Genomic DNA, 13,318 nt, shown 5'->3' with positions numbered 1-13,318 from the left:
GGCAGGCGCGCGGGGAAATCAAGGGGCGCGCGGCGGAATCTTGGCTTGGCGGAAAAGATTCCGGGGCATAGGTTTGGCCCATGGCCCCCCGCGAGATGATAACGACCCCTGAGGACTTCTTCCGCGACGGTTGCGGGCGCTGCGACCGCTTTGGAACCGCGGACTGTTCGGCGCGGATCTGGGCGGCGGGTCTGGCCGCGCTGCGGGACATCTGCACGGGCGCCGGGCTGCAAGAGGTCGCGAAATGGGGCCACCCCTGTTACATGCATGCCGGGCGCAACATTGCGATTCTGGGCGCCTTTCGCGGCGATTTCCGCCTGACCTTCTTCAACGCCAGCCTCTTGCAGGACCCCACCGGCCTTTTGAGCCGGCAGGGCGAAAACACAAGCCATCCCGATTGCGCCCGCTTTACCGATGCCGCGCAGGTGGCGCCGATGGCCCCGGCCCTGCACGGTCTTCTCGCCCAAGCCATGGCCCTTGCCGAGGCGGGCACCAAACCCGCCAAAGTCACAACCGCGCTTGAACTGCCAACCGAGCTTCAGGACGCCCTTGACGCCGATCCCGCTCTGGCCGAGGCGTTCCACGCCCTGACACCCGGCCGCCGGAAAAGCCATGCGCTGGCGGTGGGGTCTGCCAGGACTGCGGCGACAAGACTGGCCCGCATCGCCAAACTTGCCCCGCTGATCCTTGCGGGAAAGGGCGCGCTCGACCGCTGACCCTCCTCGGGCGCTTCGCGGCCTCGTCGGGGGTGACGAGGAGTGCATGAAATGCTCGACGAGTTGGGTCGGCGGGGAAAGAAAAAGGCCGCCCGAGGGCAGCCTTTTCCACAGTTCGGTTGCCCGAATTATTCGATGATCTTCGACCCGCCTTCAGCTGGCGCGTCTCGGGATCATCATTCGATGATCTTCGACACGACGCCTGCACCGACGGTGCGGCCGCCTTCGCGGATGGCGAAGCGCAGCTTCTCTTCCATCGCGATCGGGGCGATCAGCGTGACGTTGAACTTCAGGTTGTCGCCCGGCATCACCATCTCGGTGCCGGCCGGCAGTTCAACGGTCCCGGTCACGTCCGTGGTGCGGAAGTAGAACTGCGGGCGGTAGTTCGCGAAGAACGGCGTGTGACGGCCGCCTTCTTCCTTGGTCAGGATATAGGCCTCGGCTTCGAACTTGGTGTGCGGGTTGACCGACTTCGGCTTGCACAGCACCTGGCCGCGCTCGACGCCTTCACGGTCGATGCCGCGCAACAGCACGCCGACGTTGTCGCCAGCCTCGCCGCGGTCCAGGAGCTTGCGGAACATCTCGACGCCGGTGCAGACCGACTTCTTGGTCTCGCGGATGCCGACGATCTCGACTTCGTCGCCGACGTTGATCACGCCACGCTCCACCCGGCCGGTCACAACCGTGCCGCGGCCCGAGATCGAGAACACGTCTTCGATCGGCATCAGGAAGGGCTGATCCACGGCGCGCGCCGGGGTCGGGATGTATTCGTCAACCGCCTTCATCAGCGCGCGGATCGAGTTCTCGCCGATTTCCGGACGCTCGCCGATCATCGCCTGGTGGGCCGAGCCCTTGATGATCGGAATGTCGTCGCCGGGGTATTCGTAGGACGACAGCAGCTCGCGCAGTTCCATTTCCACGAGTTCGATCAGTTCCTCGTCATCAACAAGGTCGACCTTGTTCATGTAGACGACCATGTAGGGGATACCCACCTGGCGGCCCAAGAGGATGTGCTCGCGGGTCTGCGGCATCGGGCCGTCCGAGGCGGCGCACACGAGGATCGCGCCGTCCATCTGCGCCGCGCCGGTGATCATGTTCTTCACATAGTCGGCGTGGCCGGGGCAGTCGACGTGCGCATAGTGACGCGCTTCGGTCTCATACTCGACGTGGGCGGTCGAGATCGTGATCCCGCGAGCCCGCTCTTCCGGCGCACCGTCAATCTGGTCATAGGCGCGGAATTCACCAAAATACTTGGTGATCGCCGCCGTCAGAGTGGTCTTGCCGTGGTCAACGTGGCCGATCGTGCCAATGTTCACGTGCGGCTTGTTGCGTTCAAACTTTGCCTTTGCCATGTCGGGCGCCCTTGATTTTCGGGGGCCCGGAAAGGGCCCTGTGTTCCACGGGCGGGCAATTATCTGCCCGGACCGGAAAAATCAAGAGCCGCCGGGCGTTCTGGCGCAGCTTTCAGGCCGCGGCGAGGCTCACTCGGTGACAGCCGGAACCGGCACGGCGGCAGGCGCCGGGGGCTTGGCAAAGGAGGTGGGCGCAGGCGCCCCGACAACCGCCTTGGGCGGCAGGCCGAACCACTCCGGGTTTTCCACAAGCCAGCCCTCGACCGCCTTGGCGGCGTTGTAGGACAGCGTCTCCATCTGCTCTGCCGCCGATTTGGTCAGGCCGGAGCCGACGACGGTTTCCCCCGACATCTTCTCCATCACGATGATCTGTTTGCCCTCGACGTTCAGCTTCTTCTGCGCCGCATCGTCCCAGACCGTGACGGTGATCCCCAGCGCCGATTTCGGGCTGAGAACCAGCGGCACGCCGGGAGGGGCCAGCGCAAAGGCATCGATCGAAATGCCGATATTGTAGAGCTTCTCGCCGTCATAGCGGCCAAAACGGTCGTCGATCGCCTTTTCCAGCGATTTTTCCCAATCCTCGGGCGTGGCATCGCGCGAGATGGCGACCTTCTGCATGTTCGTCGTCACCACGATATTATGGCCCAGCGCGAAATCGCCCAAAGGAACCGGAGGCTCGGCAAGGTCATTGGTCTGGCACCCGGCGAGGGCAAGGCCGAAGAGAAGGACAGCGGGGCGCAGGAATCGCATCGGGAACTCCGGAAAAGGGCAGCATCCGGGCAAGGAAATACAGGGGCGGCCCCGCAGGCGCAATGCACTCCCTTGCGAGGCGGCTGCGGACTGCTAGGCTGATGACTCCATGAAAGGTGCCGCGCCATGACCGACAGCCCCGAGAAAGCCGCCCTGATGATGGGTCTCGACATCCCCGACTTCAACCGCATCGGCTATTACGGCGCCGATTATGGCACGATGAAACCTTATCATCGCATCGGGAGCCTTTTGTTCCTGTCGGGCCATGTCGCCCAGATCGGCACGCAGATCACCCAAAGGGGGCGGCTCGGGCAGGACCTGACGACGGATGAGGGCTACGCCGCCGCGCGCCAGACCGGGCTCAATGTGCTGGGCGGCATCCGGCAGGCGGTGGGCAGTCTCGACCATGTGAAATCCATCGTGCGGACGCTGAATTTCGTGGTCTGCACGCCGGATTACGAGGAAGTCCACAAGGTTTCCTCCGGCCTGTCCGACCTGCTGGTCGAAACCTTCGGGCGCGAGCGCGGCCTTGGCGGGCGGGCCACAATCGGCGTCATGGCGCTGGCGGGCGGGGTCTGTTTTGAAACCTGGGCCACGGTCGAGCTGATGGACGGCTGCCCGTGATCCGCGCCTATCATGCCGAGGGCGGGCGGCTGGCCGCGACCGGCACGCCGGACCGCGAAGGCCTGACCTCGGCGGTCTGGATCGACCTGTTCCAGCCCGACATGGCCATCGCCATCACCCTCGCGGGCCTCGGGCTGGATATCCCGAGCCTTGAGGACATGGAGGAGATCGAACTGTCGAACCGGCTTTACCACGACAACGGCACGGATTACCTGACCGTCATGGTGCCGGGACAGAATGCGGCCGATGAACAGGTTTCCGCGCCAGTCACCTTCATCCTCGAGCCTGAAAGGCTGGTGACGGTGCGCCATCACACCCCGCGCCCCTTCGACACCTTTCCCGCCCGCGCCGACAAGAGCGGGCTTGGCGTCGCCACCCCTGACCATGTGTTCACGGGGCTGGTGCAGGAGATCATCGGCCGGCTTGCCGACCACCTCGAAGGCGTGGGCCGGGCGCTCGACGACGTGGCGCGGCTGATCTATCAGCCACGGAACCAGACCCAGACCTCGCTGCAGTTGGCTCTGGTCCAGATCGGACAGCAGGGCGAGCGGCTGGGCCGGGTCCGGCTGGCGCTTCTGACGCTTGGCCGGGCGCTGAACCACATCGAGCCGGTGATCGCCCGGCGTCCCGGGTCCAAGGATCTGGTCAAGGCGCTGAAGACCGAACTGCGCGACATCGACGCCCTTGACCAGCACGCGAACTTTCTCGACAGCCGGCTGGCGCTGACCTCGGACGCCACGCTGGGGACGATCGACCTGTCGCAGAACTCGACGGTCAAGATCGTGTCGCTGGTCTCGGTGCTGTTCCTGCCGCCGACGCTGATCGCCAGCATCTACGGCATGAATTTCGCCGTCATGCCCGAACTGGCGCAACCCTGGGGCTATGGCGCGGCACTCGTGCTGATGGTGGCATCGGCCGCCGTCACCTGGGCGGTGTTCCGATGGAAGGGCTGGCTCTGACCGCCGCGCGGTCAGGACAGCGCCGCCAGCAGATCCATCGCGGTAATCTGGTCGAATTGCACATGGCGCTGCATCAGCGCCTCAGCCCCGGTCGCGTCGCGGGCGACGATGGAGCGCGCGATCTCGCGGTGTTCGCGGGCCGACTGGGCAATCGCGCCGGCATAGTGGTAACGCGCGCGATAATAAGCCAGCAGCTTGCGGGCATTGGTCTTGATCATCTCGGTCAGGAACGGATTGCCCGCCGCCAGCGCCACGGTTTCGTGGAAGCGCAGGTTCAACTGGTAATAGCCATCGGGATCCCCGTCGCCCTTTGTCGCGGCATGGGCTTCGCAGGCGACCACCACCGCCTCCAGCCGCTCGGCCCAGCCGACCGACAGCCGCCGCGCGGCCAGACCTGCAGCCTGACCTTCCAGCTTGGCATGCACCTCCAGAATGGCGAGGAACTCCTCCAGCGTCGGGCGAAACAGCGTTGCCCCCTTGCGTGGATGGCGTCGGATCAGCCCGACCGCCTCGAGCTGCAACAAAGCTTCGCGGACCGGCGTACGGGACACCCCGAATTCGGCCACCAGCGCCGCCTCGTCAATCGGGTCCCCCGGCCGAAGCCGCCCGAGGTCGATCCAGCCCATGATCGTTTCGATGAGAGTTTCCGTCTGCCCGGCCATGATCGGAGAAAGCGCGAAATTGCCCGGCCAGTAAAGCGCAAAATCAGGCTCGCGCCACCCGCGCGCAAGACCCGAAGCCAGACCTCGCCCTTTGGTAGAATGCCCCCGCCGGCCCTGTAGCGCAAAAACCGCAATTAAGGCTGGAATTGGGGGGAATTGTGACGAACCGTCGGCATTTCGGATGAAACGCTGGAAATCGCGTTTGATCCCGCGTATGCCAGAGGGCAATCGGCCCTACAAAAGATGGGGTCTATAACAATGTTCCGGGCGTAGTGATCCGGGTTTGAGGCGGAGTAGTAACATGGTAGCGGCGATTCAATTCGCCGTCCGCGATGTCGCGGGCGGTTCCCAGCGTGGCAGTGTGGCCGGCGAAGGGCAAAGCAATTTCATTCAGGTTGGTTCAGGTGACAGCGTATCGCTCAATCTGTCGCGCGCCTCGATTGTCGGATATGAACAACAGGGCGGCGATCTGATCATTTCGCTTGCCGATGGACGCAAGATCGTCCTCTCGGGCTATTTCAACGAAGCTCCCGGCGATGTGAACCACCTTTACCTGTCCGATAACGGCACGATCACCGAGGTGATCGTTTCGGAAACCGGCGATGGCCTGCTTTTTGCCGATTACGGCCCGATGCAGGGCTGGGAAAAGTGGAGCCCGCTTGACGACCTGCGCTTTGCCGAGGCCGACGGGGTCGCGGGCGGGGTTGTCGCCTCGGATGAGCCGGCGGGCATGGCAGCCCTGATCCCCGGCCTTCTGGGCGGCGCGGGCAGTCTGGGCACGGCGGCCGCAGTCGTCGGCGGGGCGGCTGTCATCGGCGGCGGCGGTGGTGGCGGGAGCGGGGACGACGGCCGCGCACCGCCCGCGGTCGACGCGCAGGACGCCGATCCGCTAACCATGAACACCGATGCCCCTTCGATCACCGTCACCGGCACGGGCGAGCCCGGCGATACCGTCGAGGTGACCATCGGCGGCGTGACCGAGACCACCACCATCGCAGAGGATGGCACCTGGACCGTCACCTATCCCGAAGACGGCCTGCCCGGCGACGGTGCGCATACCACCCATGTCGTCGTGACTGAACCTGACGGCACCGAACACGAATTGACCGGCCCGGATTTCATCATCGACATGACGCCGCCCGAGGTGGAGACCACCTTCGGCACCACCGCCCAAGGTGACGTCGAGAACCTTGCCGAATATGCCGACGGCGTCGGCCTTGGCGGCACGGGCGAGCCGGGTGCGTCGATCTCGGTCGTCATCAACGGCCATACCCAGACCACCACGGTCGGCACCGACGGACTGTGGTCTGTCACCTTCCCGCAAGCCCAGATTTCCGGCGGTGACTATCATGAACTTGCCGCCACCATCACGGCGACCGACGCCTTGGGCAATCAGACCGTGCTGACCCAGTCGATCGCCATCGACACCCTGCCGCACCCGATCAGCGTTACCTCGGTCGGCGGCGACAATCTGGTGAACCTGTCCGAAAAGAGCGGCGGCTTCGAAGTCAACGGCACCTCCACGCCCGGCGCGACTCTGACTGTGGCCATCGGCGAGGTGTCGCGGACTGTAACGGTCGGCGCCAATGGCCAGTGGGCCGCCGCGTTCGGGGCCAGCAGCGTTCCGGCGGACGGCATGGCGCAGGTCACGGTGTCAACGGTTGATGCGGCGGGCAATGCCTCGTCCAGCTCTTTCCCCTTCAGGATCGACAGTACGGCGACGCTCTCGGTGAACGCCGTTGCGGGCAATGACGTGCTGAACGCGTTGGAAAACGGCAGCCCGATCCCCGTGACCGGACAGGCCGAACCCGGTTCGAGCAATGTCATGGTGTCGTGGAACGGGCACACGCTGCCGGCCAGCGTGAATCCGGCGACTGGCAGCTGGTCGGTGGATTTCCCGGCCCATCTCTTTGGCGCCATCCAGTCCACCCAGAGCCAGATCACCGTGACCGCGCAGGACAGCGCCGGCAACAGCGCATCGGCCAGCCGCGAGGTCCGCGTCGATACGATTGCCGAGGTGGAGGTGAACCCTGGCCAGGTCGGCGGCGACGACCGCATGACCATGGCGGAGACCGCAGGCTTTACCCTGACCGGCACCGCCGATCCGCAGGCAACCGTGGCCGTCACCTTCGAAGGCCGGACCGTCACTGTCGCGGCCGATGCCAATGGCAACTGGAGCGCCCCCTTCGGCTTTGGCGCCTTTGGCCGCATGACCCGCGACGGGCTGGTGCAGGTCACGGCCACAGATGCGGCGGGCAACAGCGCCACCACCAGCCACACCATTCGCATTGACACCGAAGTCCAGAACTTCCGGCTGACGGCGGTGGACGACCTGTCAAGCCTTGCCCCCCGCGCCGATGCCGTCAACGCGGCGGAAGCGGCGAATGGCGTCACCCTTTCGGGCACGGTGGAGCCCTATTCCACAGTAACCCTGTCCTGGGGCAACACGACGCTTGCCCCGATCTCGGTGGGCGCGAACCGGCTGTGGACAGCACAGGTGCCGGCCTCGGCCATTCCGGCGGGGCAGACCTCGGTGATGGTCACGGCAACGGCGCGCGACCAGTATGGCAACGCCTCGGGCACGCTGACCCAAGAGGTCGCAATTGACCGCGTCGTCACGCCGCTGACCCGTTCGGGCGGGGCGATTGCCGGCGACGGCCTGATCAACGCCGAAGAAGCGGCGGCCGGCGTCGCGCTGACCGGCACGGTTGAAGCGAACGCGACGGTCTGGGTCAGGATCAACGGCGGCGCCGCGATCCAGACCACGGCCACGGCGGACGGCACCTGGACGATCACGGTTCCCAAGACCAGCCTGCCCGCGGGCGACGATCAGGCGATGACGGTGCAGGTTTCAGCCCGGGACTGGGTGGGCAACACCCGCGATCTGGGCACCGAAACGGTACGCCTCGACACTCTCGCGCCGACGGCGGCCAACGTCACCAAGGACACCAGCGAAGGCAACGTCATGTCGGCAGTCTGGACCGCCGGCCACAACAATGACTACGACTACTTCGCGGTTGCCGCGACCGGGCCGGCGGTGGAGCAATCGGCCTTTGTCGGCAACATCACCAAGAACGGCATCGCCCATACCCAGGCCGTCTTTGACACCGACATTCCCGATGGCAGCTATCTGGTGGTGCGGGCCGAGGATGCGGCGGGCAACGAGGCCTCGACACTGTTCCTGCGCAACTCGACCGGGCCGGTGACGGTGGATCTGGGCCGCGACGGGCTGGAGGGCTTTGACTTCGGCACGATCAACCTGACCGGCGCCGATGCGACCCTGACCATCACCGCCGAACAGGTTCGGGCGCTGACCGGGGCCGACCGGCAGCTAACCGTGGTGGGCGGCGCGGATGACGTGGTGAACATGGCGGGGGCGACCGAGGTGGTCTCGGGCGCTCCGGCGGGCTTCAGGCTCTACAATCTGGGCAGCGGGGCGACGGTGCTGGTCGAGGACGATCTCGTCGTCAATACCACCGGCGTCTGAGAGCGGGGCAAAGAGAGGCGCATGGCACAGGGCCGCAACACCGGGTCCAGCACAGGGGCAAAGCCCCCGGCCCGGCCATGGGCCGGACTTGTTGCCATGGCGCTTGTGCTGACGGGCTGTGCGGGCGAGGGCGGCCTTGCCAGCCGGATGAACCTGCGGCCCGCCGATACGGCAACAGTGCCGGCCGAGGGCGGCTCGGCGCTGATTTCCGGCTTGCAGGCGCGACGGTCGGTGCTGCCCCCGGGCGGCTCTTACGCCAGAGTGGCCGATGCGGTGCTGGAAGCCGACGCGGGCGCGGCAGCGGCGGAACTGCGCATCGCCCGGCTGCGGTCCGAGGCGCGGGCGAAGAATTGGCTGCCGAACCTCGGGCCGGCGGTGACGCTGACTTCTCTGAACGGGTTGGCGGCGGGCCTGCTTCTGGAACAGGCGCTGTTCGACCACGGCAAGCGCAAGGCCGAACGGGCCTATGCCGCCGCCGACGTCGAGGTGGCTGCCGTCACGCTGTCGAGCGACATCAACCAGCGGGTCTTTGACGGGCTGACGCATTACGTCAACGCCGAGCGCGCCCGCGCGCAGGGGGCCGTTTCGGCACGCGCCACCGGGCGGCTGGCGGATTTTGCCGACGTCATGCGCCAGCGTGTCGAGGGCGGGTTGTCGGACCGTTCCGAAATGCAGGTCATTGCCCAGAAGCTTGTCGAAATGCAGGCGACGCAGGCCGCCGACCGCGAGGCGGAAATCTCGGCCACGGCGGAACTGGCGGCCATGGCAGCGATGCCTGTCGACGGGGTGCGTGGCATCGACCGCCTTTCGGTGGTCGGCAACACGATGACCCCGCTGTCGCTGGTCAAGGCGCAAGGCGAAGGCGCCCGCGCGATTGCCGAAAGCCGGATCGCCCGCGCCGGGCTGATGCCCGGCCTGACCGCCAATGCCGACCTCACGTCGGACGGCATCGAGCCCGGCTTGCGTCTGGGCGGCGCGGGGCTGCTGGGATGGGGCAGCAAAGAGGAAAAGGCGGCGCTGGATGCGACCGGGGACGTCGTCGCCCGCCGGATCGCCGAAGCTGGCGAGACCGCCGAGCGCCGCATCGTCGCCCTGGAACGCCAGATCGCCCAACTGCAAGGCCAGCAGGCCGAGGGTGCAGCCGTGCTTGCGCAAACCGAAGGCAATCTGGACTTGTTCACCGAGCAATACAAACTTGGCCGCCGCACCCTGCTGGAACTGGTCGGCCAGTATGATAGCTTCGCAAGACTGGAGCGCGATCAGGTCTCGTTGTCCTACAGCATCGCGCTTCTGGAACTGGAAATCGCGCGCGACCGCGGGGTTCTGGTGGATGGGGCGCGGATGTGACGGAAAAGGTCATCTCCTTCGACCTCAACGCCACCAGCCGGGCGGTGCCGGGACAGCCCCCGCTGCGCCCCGCCGCCGACCTTCCCGCAAAACCCCGTCACGCCAGCCGCGCCCTGGCCCGCGCCCAGCTGGCCTCGGTCTTTGCGGGCGTCACCGGGCAGGACATCGCGGTGGCCGACATCCTGGAAACCCTGCAGACGGCCGCGACCCCGGACCGGCCCGGGCTGACAGAGCTGTCCGCCGCGCTGCGGTCCTGCGGGTTGACGACCAGCGTCGAGACCGCCCCGCGCCTGACTGCGAAACACCTGCCCGCACTGGCCGAGATGACCTCGGGTCAGATCGTGCTGGTGCTGTCCGAAGGCGACACGGGCCTGCAGATCTATGACACCACCTGCCCCGACATGCGGGCCGATGTGTCGACCCGTGACTTTGCCCAAGTCTATGCCGGCCGCCTCCTGCGCGCCAAGACCACCATGGCCGACCTTGAAAAGCGCCATGCCATCGGCCCGGACAAGGGGCACTGGTTCTGGTCGGAGTTGCGGAACTACCGCCGTCAGATGCTTGAAGTTGCCGCCGGCAGCCTTGTGGCGAACTTGCTTGCGGTTTCGGTCTCGCTTTTCTCGATGCAGGTCTATGACCGCGTCATCCCCTATCAGTCCGAGCCGACGCTCTGGGTGCTGGCCTTGGGTGCGCTCTTGGCCATCGCACTGGAAGCGGCGCTGAAACTTGCCCGCTCGGGCCTGATGGATGTCACCGGCAAGCGCATCGAACTGACCGTGCAGGCGCGGCTGATGGACAGGCTTCTGGGCATGAAGACCGGCCCCGGCCAGAAATCTCCGAGCCAGATCTTTGCCGCCATGCGCGAGTTTTCCTCGGTGCGCGAATTCTTCACCGCCTCCACCATCGGCACAGTGGCCGACCTGCCCTTCCTTCTGATCTTCCTTGCGCTGGTCGCCTCGATCGGCGGCAATCTGGTCTGGGTGCTGGTCATCGGCGGGGCGCTGATGCTGCTGCCGGGATTTCTCTTGCAAAAGAGGTTGGTCGCCCTGACCGCCGCCACCCAGGGCGCCAGCCAGAAATCCGCCCGCCTGCTCTACGAGGCGGTGTTCGAGGCCGAAACCGTCACCACCCAGCGCGGCGAGGACCGGGTCAAGCGGATCTGGTCCGAGCTTTCCGCGCTGTCCGCCGCCCGCTCCGCCGATCAGCGCCATCTGACGGCGTTGCTGGGCTACTGGGCCGCCGCCGTGCAGCAGGCGACCTATGTCGTCGCGGTGATCGTCGGGGCCTATCTGGTCTTTGCCGGAGATTTCACCGTCGGCACCATCATCGCCATCGGCATCCTGACGGGGCGCACGCTTGGCCCCCTGGCCGCCCTGTCGGCAACCCTTGCCAAATGGACCAATGTCAAGGCCGCGCTGGACGGGCTGGAGGCCATCGCCAATTCCCGCCAGCACGAGGAAGAGGGCCGCCACTACCTGCGCCGCAGCCGCATTCTCGGCGCCTACGAGTTGCGGAACCTGGAATTCCGCTATGACGAAACCTCTGCCCCCATTCTCGACATTCAGGGGCTTGCCATCCCGCAAGGCCAGCACGTTGCCGTTCTGGGGGCGAACGGCTCGGGTAAGTCGACGCTTCTGCGCGTGCTGGCCGGGCTTTACGAACCGACCAGGGGTCGCATCCTCCTGGACGGCGTCGACATTGACCAGTTGCACCCGCGCGATCTGCGGCGGGGGGTGGGCTATCTCGGGCAGGACGTGCGGCTGTTCGCCGGAACGCTGCGCGACAACCTCAATCTGACGCAGCTGGAACGCGACGACGACCGGCTGTTCTCGGCGCTGGATTTCGCGGGCCTTGGCCCCTTCGTGCGCCACCACCCGCGCGGACTTGATCTGGAGATCAAGGAGATGGGTGAAGGCCTGTCGGTAGGCCAGCGCCAGTCGATCGGCTGGGCACGAATCTGGCTGCAGGATCCTGCCGTGGCGCTTCTGGATGAACCGACCTCGGCGTTGGATCAGACCTTGGAAAACACCCTCGTTTCCCGCCTTGGCACATGGTTGCAGGGCCGCACCGCCATCATCGCCACCCATCGCGTGCCGATCCTGCAGCTGACTGGCCGGACGCTGATCCTGCAAAGCGGCAAGCTTGCCGTGGACGGGCCGCGCGATCAGGTGCTGGCCCATCTGGCAAAGGCACAGGCGGGGACAAAGCAATGAGCGCGCTGGATTATGAAGACGACCTCATCGGTCGCGGTCGCGGCCCCAGCCTTGTGATCTGGGGCATCGTGCTGAGCGCCGTGCTGTTCCTCCTCTGGGCCTCGCTCGCCTGGGTCGACGAAATCGTCCGCGCCACAGGCGAGGTGGTGTCCTCGTCCCGCCCGCAGATCATCCAGAATCTCGAAGGCGGCATTCTGGCCGAGTTGAACGTCGCCGAAGGCGATGTGGTCGAGGAAGGTCAGGTGCTCGCCCGGCTTCACGGCACCCAGTTTCAGGCCACCGTCGATGAGCTTGCCGACGAGATCGCCGCACTGGAAATTCGCCGCCTGCGGCTTGAGGCCGAGATGCAGGGCGCGGCCGAGTTCGCGATACCCGCCAGCATCGAAGAGCGCGTGCCGGCGATTGCCACGTCGGAACGCACCCTTCTGGCCGCGCGTCTGGGTGAATACCGCGCCCGCGTCGCCGGCGCCGAGGCCGTGGCCGAACAGACCGCCAAGGAGCTAGACCTTGTGCAGAAGATGTATGACCGCGAAATCGCCCCCCTGATCGAGTTGACCCGGGCGAAAAAGGCCCATTCGGACGCGCAGAACAAATTGACCGAGGCGGTGACGACCACCGAAAAGGAACGCGCGACCGACTATTCCAAGACGCAAGGAGAGCTGGCCAGCCTGCGGCAAAAGCGCAAGCTGTCCGAGGACCAGCTGTCCCGCACCACGCTTCTGGCGCCGATGCGCGGTGTGGTGAACAAGCTGTCCGTGACCACCATCGGCGGGGTGGTCCGTCCCGGCGAGGAAATCCTGCAGATCATCCCGCTGGACAAAGAGGTCTTCGTCGAGGCCAAGGTCAAGCCGCGCGACATTGCCGCGGTGCGGATGGGGCAAGAGGCGACGATCAAGCTTTCCGCCTATGACTACACGATCTTCGGCAGCCTGCATGGCAAGGTGACGTTTGTTTCCGCCGACACCTTCAAGGACGAACAGGCCCGCAACCCGGATGCCGAGGCGCATTACAAGGTGACGCTGGCGGTGGACCGCACGCGGTTTGATGCGCGCCAGCAAGCGTTGGAGATCCGTCCGGGCATGCAGGCCACGGTGGAACTGGAGACCGGCGGCAAGACCATCCTGACCTATCTGACGAAGCCGCTCTACAAGGCCGGCGAGGCCTTGCGCGAAAGGTAGGCCTGCGCTCTCACCGGCGCTTGCGGCGTG

The 13,318-nt window shown here is 66.0% G+C and carries 10 protein-coding genes; 7 read left to right on the top strand and 3 right to left on the bottom strand.

Annotated features, from left to right (window positions below; genetic code table 11):
• Positions 1-95 precede the first annotated feature (95 nt).
• Complete coding sequence (locus tag G4Z14_RS12815) at positions 96-716, top strand: YdeI/OmpD-associated family protein (protein ID WP_164626335.1); 621 nt, start codon at positions 96-98, stop codon at positions 714-716.
• Positions 717-892: 176 nt separating this feature from the next.
• Here G4Z14_RS12815 and tuf read toward each other — a convergent pair whose 3' ends face one another.
• Positions 893-2,068, bottom strand: coding sequence for an elongation factor Tu (gene tuf / locus G4Z14_RS12810; RefSeq protein WP_164626333.1), 1,176 nt, complete (start codon positions 2,066-2,068; stop codon positions 893-895).
• A gap of 129 nt (positions 2,069-2,197) precedes the next feature.
• Positions 2,198-2,818, bottom strand: coding sequence for a hypothetical protein (locus G4Z14_RS12805; RefSeq protein WP_227751716.1), 621 nt, complete (start codon positions 2,816-2,818; stop codon positions 2,198-2,200).
• 126 nt (positions 2,819-2,944) lie between these two features.
• Here G4Z14_RS12805 and G4Z14_RS12800 point away from each other — a divergent pair, with 126 nt between their 5' ends.
• Both G4Z14_RS12800 and G4Z14_RS12795 read left to right on the top strand, forming a co-directional pair.
• Entirely contained in the window at positions 2,945-3,442 is a 498-nt protein-coding gene (locus G4Z14_RS12800; RefSeq protein ID WP_227751715.1) for a RidA family protein, read from the top strand.
• Positions 3,439-4,401, top strand: coding sequence for a magnesium transporter CorA family protein (locus G4Z14_RS12795; protein ID WP_321573047.1), 963 nt, complete (start codon positions 3,439-3,441; stop codon positions 4,399-4,401). Before G4Z14_RS12800 ends, G4Z14_RS12795 begins: the two co-directional genes overlap by 4 nt.
• 11 nt (positions 4,402-4,412) lie before the next feature.
• Here the strand turns inward: G4Z14_RS12795 and G4Z14_RS12790 are convergent, their stop codons facing one another.
• Positions 4,413-5,063, bottom strand: a complete 651-nt coding sequence (locus tag G4Z14_RS12790) for a GntR family transcriptional regulator (RefSeq protein ID WP_164626331.1) — start codon at positions 5,061-5,063, stop codon at positions 4,413-4,415.
• Between the two features lie 301 nt (positions 5,064-5,364).
• Between G4Z14_RS12790 and G4Z14_RS12785 the strand changes: the two genes are divergently transcribed.
• Genes G4Z14_RS12785 through G4Z14_RS12770 form a run of 4 tightly spaced genes read left to right on the top strand, consistent with a single transcriptional unit; the run spans position 5,365 to position 13,288 of the window.
• Entirely contained in the window at positions 5,365-8,550 is a 3,186-nt protein-coding gene (locus G4Z14_RS12785; RefSeq protein ID WP_164626330.1) for an Ig-like domain-containing protein, read from the top strand.
• A 21-nt stretch (positions 8,551-8,571) separates the two neighbouring features.
• Entirely contained in the window at positions 8,572-9,897 is a 1,326-nt protein-coding gene (locus tag G4Z14_RS12780) for a TolC family protein (RefSeq protein WP_164626328.1), read from the top strand.
• Positions 9,894-12,110 carry an ATP-binding cassette domain-containing protein gene (locus tag G4Z14_RS12775; RefSeq protein WP_164626326.1) on the top strand — a complete coding sequence of 739 codons (2,217 nt, stop codon included), beginning with the start codon at positions 9,894-9,896 and terminating at the stop codon, positions 12,108-12,110. Before G4Z14_RS12780 ends, G4Z14_RS12775 begins: the two co-directional genes overlap by 4 nt.
• Positions 12,107-13,288 carry an HlyD family efflux transporter periplasmic adaptor subunit gene (locus G4Z14_RS12770; RefSeq protein WP_164626324.1) on the top strand — a complete coding sequence of 394 codons (1,182 nt, stop codon included), beginning with the start codon at positions 12,107-12,109 and terminating at the stop codon, positions 13,286-13,288. Before G4Z14_RS12775 ends, G4Z14_RS12770 begins: the two co-directional genes overlap by 4 nt.
• Positions 13,289-13,318 lie beyond the last annotated feature (30 nt).

This window comes from Tabrizicola oligotrophica, assembly GCF_011008935.1.
GTDB classification, from domain to species: domain Bacteria; phylum Pseudomonadota; class Alphaproteobacteria; order Rhodobacterales; family Rhodobacteraceae; genus Tabrizicola_A; species Tabrizicola_A oligotrophica.
The sequence above is the reverse complement of the archived record's forward strand: the minus strand, read 5'-3'. Positions and strand labels throughout refer to the sequence as shown.